Annotated in this window: 14 protein-coding genes; 7 read left to right on the forward strand and 7 right to left on the reverse strand. The window is 63.1% G+C overall.

Annotation, left to right across the window (positions count from 1 at the left end; all coding sequences use genetic code 11):
* Window positions 1-4: 4 nt before the first annotated feature.
* Both dacB and GO499_RS09870 read right to left on the reverse strand, forming a co-directional pair.
* Window positions 5-1,480 carry a D-alanyl-D-alanine carboxypeptidase/D-alanyl-D-alanine endopeptidase gene (dacB, locus tag GO499_RS09865; RefSeq protein WP_161862035.1) on the reverse strand — a complete coding sequence of 492 codons (1,476 nt, stop codon included), beginning with the start codon at window positions 1,478-1,480 and terminating at the stop codon, window positions 5-7.
* A 122-nt stretch (window positions 1,481-1,602) separates the two neighbouring features.
* Window positions 1,603-2,202 carry a nicotinate-nucleotide adenylyltransferase gene (locus tag GO499_RS09870; protein ID WP_161862036.1) on the reverse strand — a complete coding sequence of 200 codons (600 nt, stop codon included), beginning with the start codon at window positions 2,200-2,202 and terminating at the stop codon, window positions 1,603-1,605.
* Between the two features lie 172 nt (window positions 2,203-2,374).
* Here GO499_RS09870 and GO499_RS09875 point away from each other — a divergent pair, with 172 nt between their 5' ends.
* A complete protein-coding gene (locus tag GO499_RS09875) occupies window positions 2,375-4,246 on the forward strand; it encodes a putative bifunctional diguanylate cyclase/phosphodiesterase (RefSeq protein WP_161862037.1) in 1,872 nt (623 codons plus the stop codon).
* Window positions 4,247-4,257: 11 nt separating this feature from the next.
* On the opposite strand, the gene GO499_RS09880 is transcribed toward GO499_RS09875, so the two are convergent.
* On the reverse strand, window positions 4,258-6,441 hold the full coding sequence (locus GO499_RS09880; protein ID WP_161862038.1) for a cellulase family glycosylhydrolase: 2,184 nt from the start codon (window positions 6,439-6,441) through the stop codon (window positions 4,258-4,260).
* A 338-nt stretch (window positions 6,442-6,779) separates the two neighbouring features.
* Between GO499_RS09880 and GO499_RS09885 the strand changes: the two genes are divergently transcribed.
* Both GO499_RS09885 and ettA read left to right on the forward strand, forming a co-directional pair.
* The gene (locus GO499_RS09885; RefSeq protein WP_161862039.1) at window positions 6,780-8,078 is read left to right on the forward strand and encodes a sensor histidine kinase; all 1,299 of its coding nucleotides are present in this window, start codon (window positions 6,780-6,782) and stop codon (window positions 8,076-8,078) included.
* 40 nt (window positions 8,079-8,118) lie between these two features.
* Window positions 8,119-9,780 (forward strand): energy-dependent translational throttle protein EttA, encoded by a 1,662-nt coding sequence (ettA, locus tag GO499_RS09890; RefSeq protein ID WP_161863908.1) that lies wholly within the window; start codon window positions 8,119-8,121, stop codon window positions 9,778-9,780.
* Window positions 9,781-10,324: 544 nt separating this feature from the next.
* On the opposite strand, the gene GO499_RS09895 is transcribed toward ettA, so the two are convergent.
* Window positions 10,325-11,029: a M48 family metalloprotease gene (locus tag GO499_RS09895; protein WP_161862040.1), complete on the reverse strand. Its 705-nt coding sequence runs from the start codon at window positions 11,027-11,029 to the stop codon at window positions 10,325-10,327.
* 416 nt (window positions 11,030-11,445) lie between these two features.
* Between GO499_RS09895 and GO499_RS09900 the strand changes: the two genes are divergently transcribed.
* Together GO499_RS09900 and GO499_RS09905 are read left to right on the forward strand one after the other, a co-directional pair.
* A complete protein-coding gene (locus GO499_RS09900) occupies window positions 11,446-11,655 on the forward strand; it encodes a cold-shock protein (RefSeq protein ID WP_161862041.1) in 210 nt (69 codons plus the stop codon).
* A 254-nt stretch (window positions 11,656-11,909) separates the two neighbouring features.
* Window positions 11,910-12,119, forward strand: a complete 210-nt coding sequence (locus tag GO499_RS09905; RefSeq protein WP_161862042.1) for a cold-shock protein — start codon at window positions 11,910-11,912, stop codon at window positions 12,117-12,119.
* 54 nt (window positions 12,120-12,173) lie between these two features.
* On the opposite strand, the gene GO499_RS09910 is transcribed toward GO499_RS09905, so the two are convergent.
* Together GO499_RS09910 and GO499_RS09915 are read right to left on the reverse strand one after the other, a co-directional pair.
* Window positions 12,174-12,596 (reverse strand): BrnA antitoxin family protein, encoded by a 423-nt coding sequence (locus tag GO499_RS09910; RefSeq protein ID WP_161862043.1) that lies wholly within the window; start codon window positions 12,594-12,596, stop codon window positions 12,174-12,176.
* A gap of 7 nt (window positions 12,597-12,603) precedes the next feature.
* Entirely contained in the window at window positions 12,604-13,128 is a 525-nt protein-coding gene (locus tag GO499_RS09915) for an SOS response-associated peptidase (protein ID WP_284154966.1), read from the reverse strand.
* 158 nt (window positions 13,129-13,286) lie between these two features.
* Between GO499_RS09915 and GO499_RS09920 the strand changes: the two genes are divergently transcribed.
* Window positions 13,287-13,943, forward strand: coding sequence for a peroxiredoxin (locus GO499_RS09920; protein WP_161862044.1), 657 nt, complete (start codon window positions 13,287-13,289; stop codon window positions 13,941-13,943).
* Window positions 13,944-14,078: 135 nt separating this feature from the next.
* The gene (locus GO499_RS09925; RefSeq protein ID WP_284154987.1) at window positions 14,079-14,405 is read left to right on the forward strand and encodes a CAP domain-containing protein; all 327 of its coding nucleotides are present in this window, start codon (window positions 14,079-14,081) and stop codon (window positions 14,403-14,405) included.
* Between the two features lie 73 nt (window positions 14,406-14,478).
* Here the strand turns inward: GO499_RS09925 and gltX are convergent, their stop codons facing one another.
* A complete protein-coding gene (gene gltX, locus GO499_RS09930) occupies window positions 14,479-15,801 on the reverse strand; it encodes a glutamate--tRNA ligase (RefSeq protein ID WP_161862045.1) in 1,323 nt (440 codons plus the stop codon).
* Window positions 15,802-15,820: the final 19 nt, after the last annotated feature.

Consider the following 15,820-nt stretch of genomic DNA (forward strand, 5'->3'; position numbering starts at 1 on the left):
CCATTTAGAGGTAGGTCTGGGCCCACGTCCTCAACAAGTCCATCTCCTGCCGCAGCGCCCGGTTGCGCCAGCTTTTCGCACCGCGCGGCACCTCACCTTCCACGGCTCCGGCCCGCGCCGCCAGATCGGCGGTGAAGATCGCGAAGGCCAGCCGCCGCCCATTGCTCCCCTCCAGGTATCCCGCCAGCCCGCGGGTGAAGTTCAACGTTCCCGTCTTCGCGAAGACCCGCACGCCGGGCAGCCTCTCGCGGCTGCCCGGGGCCACACTCACCGCCGTTTCCTTCAGCAGGCCGGGCAAAGGGCCAGCCGCGGCGATGTCCAGCACCTGAACCATCTCCGCTGCCGTCATCCGCGTCCGGTCGGTCAGACCGGAGTGGTTCAGGAAATCGGCACGATGCACGCCGAACCGCTCCCGCAACCAGCCTGTCATGGCCGCACCGGAAGCTGCCACCGATTTCGGCGCCATGCCCCGCGCCTGGCTCGTCCGCAGCCCGATCACCTCTGCCGTCAGGTTGGTCGAGTATTTCAGCATATCCCTCAGCAGTCGGCTGCTGTCTCCGCTCTCCACCTCTGCCAGCACGGTCCCCGCAGGCACACTCTCCGCCACGCGGAACGCTGGCAGCACGATCCCGAACCCGTGTGCCAGTTCCCGAAAGACTTCGCCCGCGTAGTCGCCCGGCCTGCGCACCGGCAGCCACCGGCTGCCTTCCCGGCCCAACGCTCCGGACGCCACGCTCCACGTGTCCCGGCCACCATCACCTCGATAGATGAACACCGGCGCATTGCGCCGCGCCACTGCCATTTCGATACTTGCCACCGCCGGATCATAGCGGCGCCCCCGCGCTGTCATCTGCACGGCGTAGCCCTGCCCGGCCCGGCTCCACTGGAAATGCACCCGATTGAAATTGAGGTTGAGGCCGGAAATTGCCGGGTTGTAGCCGACGTGTTCCGGCTGCGTCGGGTCAATGCTGCGCTGATACGGCAAGGCACTGTCCACCACGAAGGCCCGTCCGGCGACGGAGCGGATGCCCCGGTCCTTCAACTGCGCCGCCAGCGCCGCCAACCCATCCGTATCCAATGTCGGGTCGCCATCGCCGATCAGGTACAGATCTCCCTCCAGACGTCCGCCTGAAACCGCTCCAGTGGCCAGAACCTGTGTCCGGAACCGGTAGTTGCTGCCCAGCGCCTCCAGTGCATAAAGCGAAGTGACCGCCTTGGCGACCGACGCCGGTGGCAGGCTCAGCAGCGGCTGATGCGCTGCCAGCATCCTCCCGTCCGAAAGATCACGCAACGCAAAGCCGGTGACAGCAGCCAGAGGTCCTTCCTGCACCACGTCAACGGAGGTTCGCTCCCGCAACCCGTCCCTGCGCAGCATCGGCCGACCGGCCCGCTCCAGCGCCATGGCCCCGCCCGGCAGGCTTGCGCCCAGCCCGGCCAGCACCGCCCGCCGGTTCCACTCCGCCATTCGCGTTCGGTTCATCGGGTCTGCCTCTTTATCGTTGTTCCCGTACCTTCCGGCCAGTGAATCACAGAATGTCGGCAATTTTAAGGATTACGTGATCAACATTGCCGTGACTGTCGCGCCTTCACCTATCTCCGCCCTTACCGCAGCCATGCGCCGGTCGCCCTGATCTCAGTCGACGACCGCTCCACCATCGGACCGGTCATCAGGCACCATGCCGGGGCCTTGGCCACCGGCAGCTGGCGCCCGGCTCGCGCCGGCAGTCGCGCCTGCGCATACAATCTCGCCGCGGGCGAAAGCGCCGCCCGCAACTGCTCCCCGGGCCGCGACAGAACACCCACCGGAACCGTGTCCATTATCGTCTGCCAACGGTCCCAACGGTGAAACCCGGCCAGGTTGTCCGCTCCCATCAGCCAGACGAAGTTCACACCGGGATAGATCAGCCGCAGCCGCGCCACCGTTTCCGCCGTGAACCGCGTGCCCAGCCGTGTCTCGACATCGGTCACCAGCACCCGCGGATGCCGAACCAGCGCATTCGCCGCCGCCATCCGCCGCTCCAGCGCAGCCGGTGGATCGGCCTTGAGGGGGTTGCCCGGCGAGACGAGCCACCACACCGCATCGAGGCCGAACCGGCGCAGCGCCCGCCGCGTGATCAGCACATGCCCCTCGTGCGGAGGATCGAAGGAACCGCCCAGAAGCCCGATCTTCAGGCCCGGCGGCGCATAAGGAAAACCCTGCAAGTTCTACTTTCCAAGCGGCAATTCGGCCACGGCCCGTTCTGTCGCTTGTCCCCCATCGCCCGCGGCATTGTCAATCGCGTTGGCTCCCGCCTCCAGCATGTCCGCGTTAACCCGCCCTTCGTGTTTCACTGGCAAAAGACATCGTCGATGCACTTCGGAGAGAGAGGGCCCAATGCCAACACTGACGGCTGCGCTTCTGATTCTGTGCGCAGGCGTCCTGCTCGGGTGCACCGTCACGCACCTCGGCCATCGTACACTTCGTCGATGGAAAGCGCGCCGTGTCCACCCTGTCGACCCCGGCGATGCCCTCCAGATCGCCGCCCGATACGCCAAGGACGGTATTGTCATCCAGGATATGGAAGGCCGGGTAGAATGGATAAATCCCGGCTTCACCGATATGACCGGCCGTCATCTGGACGAATTGCAGGGCCGCACACTGGAGAGCATCATCCTGCCAGTGCAGCAGGCCGCGCAGCCGGGTCGCCACCGTCCCACGCCTCCCGATCCACACTGCATTGGAACCGGGAAACTGAAGATCCGCCGTTGCCGGCGCAGCGACGGCTCGGAGTTCTGGGTCCAGACCCGCACCTCCCTGACCGATGCCAGCGAGACCATGCAGAAAAAGGCAGTCGTGGTCTGCCGCGACGTGTCGGAGCAGGTTACCCGCGAACACGCCCTTCTGCGGGCCGAACGTGAGTTGAAAGAACAGACCGAAAGGGATTTCCTCACGGGAACGGCGAACCGCTCCAAGCTCAATACCTTTCTCGGTGCCTCCCTCAAGCAGGCGGCGACAGACGGCAACCGCGTTGGCCTCATCGCCCTCGACCTTGACCGCTTCAAGATCATCAATGACGAAATCGGCCACGCTGCTGGTGATGCCGTTCTCGTTCACGCCGCCGCCATCATGCACGATGCCGTGTCCATGGATGATGTCGTCTGTCGCACAGGTGGTGACGAATTCATTCTTGTCTGCCCGGCCGTCCGCGGCTTCGACGATCTCGTACAGGTGGGCCGGACCATCCTCGAAAACGTCTCCCGCTCTTTCACATGGGAGGGCCAGGAAATAGATTTCGGCGTCAGCATCGGCATCGCCCTGTCCGACGAAGGCTACAACGACATCGACGTGCTCCTGCGCAAGGTCGACATGGCACTCTACTCTGCCAAGGAAAACGGCCGCGGGCGGATCGTCTGTTTTGATGAGGCATTTCGCAAGCAGTTCAATTCCCTCCAGCGCCAGAAACTGGATTTCGTGAAGTCCGTTCGGTCACAGTCTTTCGAGATGATGTTTCAGCCTCTGGTTGATGCCCAAACCATGAGGCCAGTGGGGTTCGAAACCTTGATCCGCTGGCGCCATCCCACCCGCGGGCTGGTGGAGCCGGGCAATTTTCTCGGGCTGGCCGACGAACTCGACCTCACCGAAAAGATGGACCGGATCGCCATCGGCCTCGCCCTCGATGGTGCAGTGCGCCTGCGCGACCACTGGCCGGAAAAATTCGGCATCGGCATCAACATATCGCCAGCCATGCTCTCCCGCGCCGACTTCGTCGACATCCTCAAATGGGAAATCGATCTGCGAAACCTCAGCCCTTCGCAGGTCGTCATTGAAGTCCTCGAAACCACCATCATCGGTCAGGAAAACGAAGGCGCCATGCGCACGATCGCGGCCTTGAAGGATGCCGGGATTGCCGTTGCGCTGGACGATTTCGGCACCGGCTACGCCGGCCTTGCCCACCTCGCCCATCTCAGCTTCCGCTACGTGAAAATCGACAAGTCCCTCGTCTTCGACATCACCACCAATGAGAAGAGCCGCGTCATCACCGAGGCCATCGTCGGGCTCTGCCATCAGTTGGATCGCAAGATGGTCGCCGAAGGCGTCGAGACGGAGGAACAGGCCGACCTCCTTCGCCACCTGAAGGCCGATCTGCTGCAAGGTTTCGGCATCGCCCGCCCGATGCCGCTCGATCGTGCGGTGGAATGGCTGGAAGCGCAGAAGGCGACGCGCGCCGCGCCTCCGGCAGAAGACAGCCTCGGGCGCAGCGCCTGACCGTCAGTGCTTCAGAACAGGAAGTCGCCCGCGTCCAGCGCCCCACCACGCCCTGAGACCGTAAGCAAACCTTCACCACCCAGGGCCGTCAGGTCGACGGTCGCATCGTCGCCCGAAACGCCGATCGCACTCTCCAGCGCCGTCGCCGTCACTCCGAACGACCGGATATCGATCAAGTCGATATCCTGACGAAAGTCACCGATCACATCGGCCCCGGTCGCCCCGGCAAACCGAAACACGTCCGCACCGCCGTTGCCGAACATCCCGTCCGCCCCCGCGCCACCAACGATGATGTCATCGCCCGCGCCGCCGCGCAATGTGTCGGCACCGGCACCGCCGAACAGCATGTCCGCTCCCGCGCCGCCGTTCAGATCGTCGCTGCCGCCCCCGGCCTGCAACCGGTCCGCACCACCGTCACCGATCAGCGCGTCGCCTCCGCCACCGCCCACCAGCCGGTCATCCCCGCCGAACCCGCGCAGCCTGTCCGCACCGTTGCCACCGTTCAGGCGATCGACGCCGTCGCCGCCGGTCAACCCGTCATCGCCGTTGCCGCCGTAAACGACTCCATTCACGCTGCCACCTTCGCCGCGATATACATCGTTGCCTCCGGCCAGCCTTAAATCGCCGATGATCGTCCCGGCATTTTCCACCACATCGCGGTTGCCACTACCCTGCACCGCGACGGAGCCACTGCCCGTCTCGAAAATCGTGCCGCTGTTCTGCAGCACGTTCTGGCCCCGTGTCGCCACGAACTCCACCCCTGCACTGCCGCCGGAAATGCTGCCCGCGTTGTCCACAAGGTTGTTGCGCCCGCCGATCACCACGCCGCTCTCACCGCCGAAGGCCACCCCGGTGGTGGCCACCGTCAGCACATTGCCATAGCTCAGCCGTCCGAAGGCCACCCCGGCCCCGGCTGTGCCGGTCACGCTGCCACCCAGAGCATAGGCACCGCCGTCGAAATCCCCGAAATCGAAGCCGATGCCGCTGTCGGTCACGCTCGTGCCCGGCAGTGTCACCCAGTCCTCGTTGTTGCCGGAAACGACAACGCCCTCGGTCAGGTCTCCGGTGATCTGCGCGCCGCCGAGGATCACGTCGAGGCTGTCCAGCATCGGCTCGAGCAGCTCGATCGCGTTCTGGCGCAGCGTTGTCCAGCCGTCGTTCAGGATGCCGCCGGTATCGCCGGAATTCGGGTTCCAGGACCACCAGGCGAAACTCATGCCCGCCTCACCCGCGCCGATATCCGGTGTGCCATCGCCGTCGAAGTCGCCCTCCAGATAGGCCACGATCGCCTCAGCCCAGGCCCGGTCCGCCGCTGTTTCCAGGCGCGACCCGAATTCCCCGATCAGGATCGGCGCAATCCCTTCCTCGTAGATGAACCCCCAGTGCTCGCGGAAAACCTCGAACAGATCGGAGCCGTCGCTGAACCATGGCTGGTCAAAGACCGATGCCGGATAATCATGCGGCGAATAGACAAGCCGCCCGGCCACATCCAGCTCGATCGGCCGGTCGCGCACGCCCTCCAACTGACCTCCCCACCAGTAGCTGTCTCCCTGGTAGCTGCCGACACCCTCTATGATGATCAGCCAGTCCGCCGCCACTGCCAGCACGGCGTTACCCGCCGCTTCCGCAGCCCGCGCCCAGTCATTGGCACCGCCTCCGCCCCAGACACCGGAATGCGGCTCGTTGTGGAGGTCCGCACCAATCACCGCGGGGTGGTCGCCGTAACGCGCCGCGAGAAACTCCCACATCTCGATCCAGTCGGCCTCGGAATAGGCATCGGTGTACCAAAGGCCATTGTCGTTCGGCCCGGCACCCTGCCCACTGCGGTGATGATCGAGTATCACCCGCAGCCCGATCTCGTCGGCATAGTCGAGAATTTCGTCGATGATCTGTAGCGGCGTCAGGCCCTGCAAATCCGGATTCTGCCCGTAATCCACGCCGTTGCCCGGTCGGCTCGCGGCATCTATCGCCTCGTGGCTGAACGGCAGCCGGATGGTGTTGAACCCCACATCCACCATCTCGTTCATCATGTCCTGCCAGTTCCGCGCCCAGAGCCCGTGCGGCACCATGATGTCGCTCTCCAGTCCGAACCAGTTCACCGCCCGGATTTCCACGGCGTCCCCGTTCACGTCCAGTATCTGGTTGCCAGAAGTGCTCAGCGGTCCATCCGCAAAATCCGCCCCGTCACCGCTCATGCGCCTGCCCTCTCATTTTTCATTCAGCCGCAAGCAGTATCGAAGCCGTCGCCCCGATCAACCCCGTTGCAGCAATTGCCGGAAACTTCAGCAAAAGGGCGCCGTGCCGCCATCGAAACCTGACCTCGCCCGTCTTTGTGGCCCTGCCTAACGGGCCGGGATCGTTAATGAGTTCGAAGAAATCGCCAAACGTTTACTTTCGCAACACCCTGAGTCAGGCGAAGAATTTAAACCTTGTCTTAACGACCCGTATTCTTAGATAAGAAACAGGCGTAGATCCGTACAATGCGGGAGGCGAGAGAGCCTTGGAGAGCCTACCTCACAGCCGGACTTCCATAGTGCTGATCTTGCTGGCGCTTGTCGCGCTGTTCGCGATCGGTGGGTCCACCTACGCCCGACTTCATTCAGCCCAGACCCGTATCGAGGCCGCAGGAATTTCTCTGCCCTCACGGATTGCGGCTCTGGAGCACGCCATCGGCTATGGCGGCATGATCCATGATTTCAAGAACTATGTCCTCCGCCCAACGGAAGACAATTACCGCACCGGCGCCCTCAACGGCATCCGCGAGGCCCGCCTGATCCTGACGGAGGTGGAGCAGATCGCAGCCGACTTCGGCGTGTCGATTTCGACGGACGCACAACGTGCCGTGATCGCCGAATATTCAGACGTCATCCCTCAGGTCCGTGCCCTCCACGAACAGGGCATGACCGCACGGGAAATCGACCAGCTTGTCCGGATCAGCGATTCAGCTGCACTGGACGAGATCTCTGACGTTCACGCACAGATCGGCCAGGCGCTGGCACAGCAGTTGACTGTCGTGCACCGGGGTATCAACACGCTGTTCACGCTGACAGTCTTTGCCTCGGCTGTCACCGCGTTCCTTCTGTTTGCATTGTACCGCAGGGAGGTAGGCCGCCAGATATCCGTCCTCGATACCCGCAAGCAGCAACTGGAACTCTTTACCGGCATCGCCGCGCATGATCTGCGCACGCCGCTCCGCCAGATAACCTCTCTTGCGGATTTCGCGCGCGAAGATCTTGCAGAACTGAGCGTCGACACCGGTGAGATTCCCGAATTTCTGGAGGATATCGCGTCCCGTGCCCGACGTATGGAACACCTTGTCCAGGAAACACTCTATTTCACCCAGGGCAAGGGCACGGCCGACCCGATCGAGGATCTGGATCTGGAAGAGATCGTGCGCGAGATCGGTGCGCTCCACATGCCGGCGCAGGGATCCCTGATCGTCGACACGCCGCTGGCTCGCATCCCCGCCCGCAGAATCGAGTTGGAAATCGTCCTGCGCAACCTCATCGACAACGCAGTGAAACATCATGGCGGCGGCAGCCCCACGGTGCGGGTGCGGCACCACCAGGTAAACGGCTACCACCTGATCGAGGTGGAGGATGACGGCCCCGGCATACCAGACGGCATCAAGGCCCGCATGTTGGCCCGCCCGCACTCGGACCGGCCCGGGCAGGAAGAACTCGGCGGCATCGGCCTCTCCGCTACCCGTCGCATCCTCGCCAATCTCGGCGGCAACATCTCCGTCCATGACGCCGGGCGGCGCGGCTCCGTGTTCGAGATCACCATCCCCGCCCGTGCGACCCACGTTGCAGAGCCGGAAACAACCCGCTAAATCACGTCCCAACCAGCGACCCCGAATGAAAGGTGCCCACATGGCGGCCTACCAGTACGTCTACTTCATGGACGGTGTTTCCAAGACCTACCCCGGCGGCAAGAAGTGCTTTGAGAACATCCGCCTGAACTTCCTGCCGGGCGTGAAGATCGGCGTAGTCGGCGTCAACGGCGCCGGCAAGTCCACCCTCATGCGCATCATGGCCGGACAGGACAAGGACTTCACCGGCGAGGCCTGGGCCGCAGAAGGCGCACGCGTCGGCTACCTCCCGCAGGAGCCGAAACTCGACGAGAGCAAGACCGTCCGCGAGAACGTCATGGAAGGCGTCGCCGCCAAGAAAGCCCTGCTCGACGAATTCAACGAAGTGGCCATGCAGATCGCAGAGGATCCGGATCTGATGGACCGGATGACCGAGTTGCAGGACCAGATCGACGCCCAGAACCTCTGGGATCTCGACAGCCAGATCGACATCGCACTGGAAGCGCTGCGTTGCCCACCGGATGACGCCGACGTCTCCACCCTCTCGGGCGGGGAGCGCCGCCGCGTCGCCCTCTGCAAGCTTCTGCTCGAAGCGCCCGAAATGCTGCTGCTCGACGAGCCGACCAACCACCTCGACGCCGAGACCATCGCCTGGCTGCAAAAGCACCTCATCGAGTACAAGGGCACGATCCTCATCGTCACCCACGACCGATACTTCCTCGACGACATCACGGGCTGGATCCTCGAACTGGATCGCGGCCGCGGCATCCCTTATGAGGGCAATTACTCCGCCTGGCTGGAACAGAAGGCCAAACGGCTGGAGCAGGAGGCCCGCGAGGACAAGACCCGCCAGAAAACGCTGGAACGCGAGCTGGAGTGGATCCGGCAAGGCGCCAAGGCCCGACAGGCCAAGCAGAAGGCCCGTATCAACGCCTACAACGATCTCGCCAACCAGTCGGAGCGTGAGAAAGTCGGCCGCGCCCAGATCGTCATCCCCAACGGCCCCCGTCTCGGCGGCAAGGTCATCGAGGTCGAGAACCTGCAAAAGGGGTTCGGCGACAAACTCCTGATCGACGGCCTCTCCTTTTCCCTGCCCCCCGGCGGCATCGTCGGCGTCATCGGCCCCAACGGCGCCGGCAAATCGACGCTCTTCCGCATGCTTACCGGCCAGGAACAGCCCGACGGCGGCACCATCGAGTTCGGCGATACGGTGCAACTCTCCTACGTCGACCAATCCCGCGACGCGCTCGACGACAAGAAGAACGTGTGGGAAGAAATTTCCGACGGGCTCGACATCATCAAACTCGGCGACGCGGAGGTGAACTCGCGCGCCTACGTCTCCGCCTTTAACTTCAAGGGCGGCGACCAGCAGAAGAAGGTCAACCTCCTGTCAGGCGGCGAACGCAACCGCGTCCACATGGCCAAGCTCCTGCGCGCCGGCGGCAACGTCCTGCTCCTCGACGAACCCACCAACGACCTCGACGTCGAAACACTCCGCGCCCTCGAAGATGCCATCGCCGACTTCGCCGGCTGCGCCGTCATCATCAGCCACGACCGCTTCTTCCTCGACCGCCTCTGCACCCACATCCTCGCCTTTGAGGGCGAGGCCCACGTGGAATGGTTCGAAGGCAACTTCGAGGACTACGAGGCCGACAAGATCAGGCGTCTCGGGCCTGATGCCGTGGAGCCGAAGCGGATCAAGTACAAGAAATTCGCGAGGTAGGATTGTAGCCAATTCTGCTCGGCTGCGGTGGCTCGAACTCGAGAAAGAAGCGATCCTGACTGCCGGACGGGATTGCCCGGCAAGTTATCGCAGGGTCGGAAGACGAGACTGGCACTCTGAAAGAGAGCCTCGGCCAAACCTGAAATTCTGGGTGGGCCGGCGCGGTCGTGCGCCTGTAGCAACGATTGTATCAAACCAGCCCCATTCCAACGGCAGAAGCAAGCTCCCGGCCCGGAACAAGGCGCTTTAGCGCCGCCGGGCCAGCGCCGGCCCGTCCCGGCGGGCTGGCGCTTTGGCTGACCTGGGGTCGGATATCGAAGGTCAAAGACATTGGGCAGGCATAAAGCGCATGGCGTCGAAGTTTGAAGCGCCACCCCACGGTCCGGCGCTGGCCCTCCGTTTCAAATGGCTTTGTGTGAAGCGCTCAATCTAGCCACACCAAAAAAAGTCATTCTCGCGTCATCAAACAGCATCCCCATTTCCTGCCGCCAAACCCACGCTCGAGCGCTGGAATCGCGCCCCGACACCGCAACTCTGGTGAATCCTACCTTCCCGCCACCGCCTCGATCCGCGCCAGCCGGTCCGCCGAGGGCGGGTGCGTGGCAAGAAAGGCGTTGGAGCCGGTCTCGAACCGAGCAAAGGGTGCCGCGCCCCGGATCGGATCGTAGCCCGCCGCGCGGGCGATACGCACCGCCAAGGCATCCGCTTCGAATTCGAACTGTTTGGAATAGGCCCGCCGCCCGAGAAACGCACCGAAGCCCGCCGCCGCCCGCACCGACTCGTCGCTTGCAGTCCCCGAAGCCGCCGCCAGCGTGCCCAGCAGTGTCGCCCCCAGCCGCTGCTGCGCCGAGGCGCGCAGCACATGGCGCCGCACCTGATGCGCCGCCTCGTGGGCCAGCACGAAGGCCACCTCGTCGTCATTACGCATCACCTGCAACAGGCTCAGCGTGAACACGACCTGTGGCCGCCCGTCCTCGCCGATCGTCTGGAAGGCATTCTGCCCCAGCCGCGGATCGGTGCTCATCTGGAAGCGGTAGTCGCAGCCCCGCACCCCGAAATCGGGGTTGCGGGTGCGGCACACCTGCTCGGCCACCGGCTCGATCCGACCCGCTGCCCGGCGAAAAGATGCCTCCGCCGCACGGGCCGACCGCGCCACCTCGGGCGCATCGCGCTGCGGATCAGGCGAGGGCCCCACAACGACCTCCCCGCAGCCCGCCAGCAACAGGACTATTGCAAACCTCCACATCATGCCCCGATCCTACACAGCCGCGTAGCCACGGCCAATCACTCCGGCGTGAAACGGCACTACCCGCGCGAGCGCGGAACCTTCCCCCACTTGCGGCGTTCTTCTTCCACATCGCAACATGGAGGCACCAATGAAGGGCATTCTCGCGTGGGCCATCGGTATTCCGATCCCGATCATTATCATCCTCTACCTGCTCGACGTATTCTGATCATCCCGGCCACCGAAGCAGCGCCCGGTGGCCGGCAGCTCCCCCACATTCCGATTTTCCTTGCTATTCTGCCACAAATGGCCCACAAGGCGCGGGCTTACGTTATCTACATCGACAAACTGTTCTCCTGAAAATGGCCCCAGTCTCGATCCTGCTGACTGACGCCACGGCTGCCGCACCCTGCGGGCAGCACCACACAGGAGTAAACACGATGGCCAATGGCACCGTGAAATGGTTCAACGCAACTAAAGGCTTCGGCTTCATCCAGCCCGACAATGGCGGCAAGGACGTTTTCGTCCACATCTCCGCTGTCGAGCGTGCTGGTCTGTCCGGCCTCGATGACAACCAGAAGGTCACTTTCGACCTCGAATCCGGCCGTGACGGCCGCGAATCGGCAAGCAATCTCGCACTCGCAGATTGATTTCGGAGCGCCGGGGCACCCGCCCCGGCACTTTTCCGCCCACCAAACCTCCGACTCCGCCCATTTTGCGCGGAGCGCGCATGCCGTGCCCGGACCCATCAACACAATGTTGATTTTTTCCCGCAGAGGCTGCACAATCCCCATGCTACGTTATACTATCGACCCACTGTCTCCCTAACCGGCCTCAGTCTCGATCAGCTGACAGATGCCAGGCCGCCGCACAATGCGGGCGGCACCACTAAGGGAGATCACCAATGGCCACAGGCACGGTGAAATGGTTCAATTCAACCAAGGGGTTCGGCTTCATCGCACCCGATGAGGGCGGCAAGGACGTTTTCGTCCACATTTCCGCTGTCGAACGCGCGGGTCTGACCGGGCTCGCCGACAACCAGAAAGTAACCTACGATCTGGAATCCGGCCGGGATGGCCGCCAGTCCGCCGGCAACATCGCGCTGGCTGATTGATCACGGGCCAACCGGCTCCTGCGCATTCCGGCGCGGCGGACAACGCCGCGCCTCTCAGATCGGGTCGCCCTTCCAGTCGCGTTCCGTCCGGCTCTCCACCTCGCGTGAGATCAGCGCCAGCATGTAGCTCCGCAACACCGCGTTGATCCTCCCCTGATAGCCACGCCCCATCGCCCGGAACCAGCGCACCACCCGGCTGTCCAGCGCGATGGTGATCTTGGTCTTCGCCGGCGCCACCGGTGCGGTCTCCTCCAACTCCCCCCAGTCCTCGGGAATGAAGGCCTCCTTCAGCCGGAACTGCTGCATCCAGATTTCCATCTGTGCCAGTTCGATCAGCAATTCCGAATGCGCCCGTTCTTCCGTCTTGCCGCGCTTGCGATCCATCGCCATGACTTGCCCCAAAAAGCCCAGTTTCAGCGCGTCTGGTAAAGAACCGGTTGCCGTACCGAACCCATACCAAAACCATACCAAATCCATACTGGTCTCATGGCTCTTCGACGGCCTCTATTGTCAGCAATCCCACAGCCGCCGGTCGCAATACCTCCGGCCCCGCCATCCCCGTAAGCCAGCCTCGCGCCTCACCGGGCGACAACAGCGCCGGCATCCGATGGTGGATTTTTTCCACCTCCGTGTTCGGCGCCACCGTCAGCGTCGCGAACTGCGCCACCTCCACACCACCGGGCCCATGCCAAACGTCGAAAATTGCCGCAATCAGTAGGGTTTGCCCCGGCACACTCATCCGCCAGCGCTGTTTCCGCCGGGTCTTGCCCGTCCACTCGTACCACCCCGAAACCGGCAACACCGCCCGCCGGACACCCTCGAAGGCAGATTTCTCGAACACGGTCTCCGACCGGGCATTGACGATTGTTTCCATCACCGGCCGCCCCCGGGCATTTCGCCGCCCACTCATAACCATACCCCAGCGCATCGGCTGCAATAGTTCTGGCGAACTATCTGAAAGTAATAGAAACTCTTCGCCCGGCGCAGCATCCTTTCGCGCCGTTTCCACGCCGCTTCCTCCGGCCAGTCCCGGCACGTGAAACGGTACATCGATAAACACCCGCCCCGGCATGCAGCCAGCGTAACACGGGTCTGCGGTCAAAGCATCTTGCACAAGCGCCGGGCAATGATCATGTTCCAGTTCAAGCCGAAACTCAGGAGGAAGACATGGCACTTCGCATCAACGACACGGCCCCCGATTTTACCGCCGACACCACGGACGGAGAGATTTCCTTCCATGATTGGGTAGGCGACGGCTACGCCGTCCTCTTCTCCCACCCGAAAGACTTCACCCCCGTCTGCACAACAGAACTGGGTGTCATGGCCGGAATGGAGCAGGAGTTCGCCAAGCGAAATACCAAGATCCTCGGCATCTCCGTTGATCCCGTGGAAGACCATCTGAAGTGGAAGGCGGATATCCAGAAATACTCAGGCAATTCAGTCGATTACCCCATGATCGGCGACCCGGACATGAAGGTGGCCAAGCTCTACGACATGCTGCCCGCCGAAGCCTCCGGCGATCCGTCAGTCCGCACCCCCGCGGACAACCAGACGGTCCGTTCGGTCTTCGTCGTCGGTCCGGACAAGAAAGTGAAATTGTCGCTTACTTACCCGATGACGACCGGGCGCAATTTCGATGAAATCCTGCGGGCAATCGACAGCATCCAGATGACTGCCACTCACAAGGTCGCCACTCCGGCAAACTGGAAACAGGGTGACGACGTCATTGTCACCGGTGCAGTGTCCGACGAGGAAGCGCAGGAGAAGTTCGGCGGGTTTGAAAAAGTTCTTCCGTATCTGCGCAAAACCAAACAACCGGTCTAACCTGTTGCTGCGCCGCGCCTTTTTATTATCATTAGGCGCGGCGCTGGTCCCTGTGAGGCGTGGTCCGCGACTCTGGCCGACGCAATTTTTAACGCCACCAATCGGGCACGGGCCACTGCCGGTCTGCGCCCATTCATCGCCTCCGCCACGCTGGCAGGCTTGGCCGATGGCTACGCGCAAAGGCTCCTGCACGGGGGGCAACTCTCTCACACTCTCGGCAATACCACGCTCTCCAGTCGTCTTGCCGGTGCCGGCTATGCATTCTCCGCCGCAGCCGAGAACATCGCCTACCAAAGAGGCCGCGAGGACAGCGCTCTGTCCGTGCTCTTCATGCAAAGCTGGATGGCATCGGCCGGCCACCGCAGAAACATTCTGAACGCACGCCTCACCGAATTGGGTGTCGGCACGGCGAGCGGCGATGGCGCAACCTACGCCGTTCAGGTCTTCGCCACACCGCGCTAACGAAAATTGGTAAAGTCAGTATCACGGCGCCCTGTTGCCCACGTCCCGGCAGCATCGCCGCCACCGCCCGCGCCTACTCCGGCGCTTTCACAACCTGCAACAACGGCATCAACGCACTCATGTCCGGTCCATGCGCCCGGCCGGTCAGCGCCTTGCGAAGCGGCATGAACAAGGCACGTCCCTTCCGCCCGGTGCTGTCCTTCAGGCCAGATGTCCATGCTCCCCACGTCCCCTCATCCCATGGGCGGGGCGGCAGGGCGGCAAGGGCTTTGGCAACAAACTCTTCGTCCTCAGCCTCGACAATCGGCTCTGCGCCGTCTCGGCAGAGAGCCCACCACTCGGCGGCATCCGCCATACGCTCTATGTTTTCCCGAATTGCCAGCCAGAACGCCTCCGCCAACGTCTCTGGCACGCCGATTGCCTCCAGTTCTCCAGCGACATCGCCATAGCTCCGTCCATGCAGAATTCGTGCCGTCAAAGGCCGCAAGTCCTCTACGTCGAACTTGGTGGGGGCGGCACCAAAGTGAGACAGGTCGAAACCGTCAATCACCTCACCGATATGCTCGCGCAACTCCACAGGCTGAGAGGATCCCAGCCGCGCCATCAGTGACAGAACGGCCATGGGCGCGATGCCCTGATCTCTCAGATCACGGAGCGCCAGCGTCCCCAAGCGCTTGGAAAGTGCTTCCCCCTGCGGGCCTGTCAGCAGTGAATGATGCGCAAAGACGGGTGCAGAGCCGCCCAGCGCTGCGATGATCTGGATCTGCGTTGCTGTGTTCGTCACATGATCGGAGCCGCGGACAACGTCCGTCACGCCCATTTCAACATCGTCGACTACCGACGCCAGAGTATAAAGCATTTGCCCGTCGCCCCGGATCAGAACGGGGTCGGAGACGGATGCCGCGTCGATACTCTGCGGGCCGAGAATTCCGTCGTTCCAGGCAATCCGCTCGCGCTCCAGCAGGAACCGCCAGTGGCCGTCCCGCGATTCGCGCAGTTGTTCCTTATCCGCGTCGGAAAGCGTCAGCGCCGAACGGTCGTAAACCGGCGGACGCCCCATGTTGAGTTGTTTCTTGCGTTTGAGGTCGAGCTCGGTCGGCGTCTCGAAGGCCTCATATAGCCTTCCGTCGCTCCGGAGTTTTTCCGCTGCCGCCTCGTAGGCGCCAAGGCGCGCCGACTGCCGTTCCACCCGGTCCCACGTCAGTCCCAGCCATTCGAGGTCTTCGCGGATTGCATCGACATAATGTTCTTCGGATCGTGCGGCATCCGTATCGTCAATTCGCAGAATAAACGTGCCACCGGCCTTGCGCGCAATCAGCCAATTGAACAAGGCCGTGCGCAGATTGCCGACATGCAGGTATCCCGTGGGCGAAGGGGCGAAACGTGTGGTGGTCATGAGGGGCTCCGTAGATGCC

The sequence above is a fragment of the Algicella marina genome, assembly GCF_009931615.1.
GTDB lineage: Bacteria > Pseudomonadota > Alphaproteobacteria > Rhodobacterales > Rhodobacteraceae > Algicella > Algicella marina.

Bases quoted from the DNA above. Each gene is read 5' to 3' on its own strand.
- GO499_RS09880 (WP_161862038.1), bottom strand. From the start codon at position 6,441: ATGAGCGGTGACGGGGCGGATTTTGCGGATGGACCGCTGAGCACTTCT.
- GO499_RS09905 (WP_161862042.1), top strand. From the start codon at position 11,910: ATGGCCACAGGCACGGTGAAATGGTTCAATTCAACCAAGGGGTTCGGC.
- GO499_RS09920 (WP_161862044.1), top strand. From the start codon at position 13,287: ATGGCACTTCGCATCAACGACACGGCCCCCGATTTTACCGCCGACACC.
- GO499_RS09875 (WP_161862037.1), top strand. From the start codon at position 2,375: ATGCCAACACTGACGGCTGCGCTTCTGATTCTGTGCGCAGGCGTCCTG.
- GO499_RS09895 (WP_161862040.1), bottom strand. From the start codon at position 11,029: ATGATGTGGAGGTTTGCAATAGTCCTGTTGCTGGCGGGCTGCGGGGAG.
- GO499_RS09900 (WP_161862041.1), top strand. From the start codon at position 11,446: ATGGCCAATGGCACCGTGAAATGGTTCAACGCAACTAAAGGCTTCGGC.
- dacB (WP_161862035.1), bottom strand. From the start codon at position 1,480: ATGAACCGAACGCGAATGGCGGAGTGGAACCGGCGGGCGGTGCTGGCC.
- gltX (WP_161862045.1), bottom strand. From the start codon at position 15,801: ATGACCACCACACGTTTCGCCCCTTCGCCCACGGGATACCTGCATGTC.
- ettA (WP_161863908.1), top strand. From the start codon at position 8,119: ATGGCGGCCTACCAGTACGTCTACTTCATGGACGGTGTTTCCAAGACC.
- GO499_RS09910 (WP_161862043.1), bottom strand. From the start codon at position 12,596: ATGGATTTGGTATGGTTTTGGTATGGGTTCGGTACGGCAACCGGTTCT.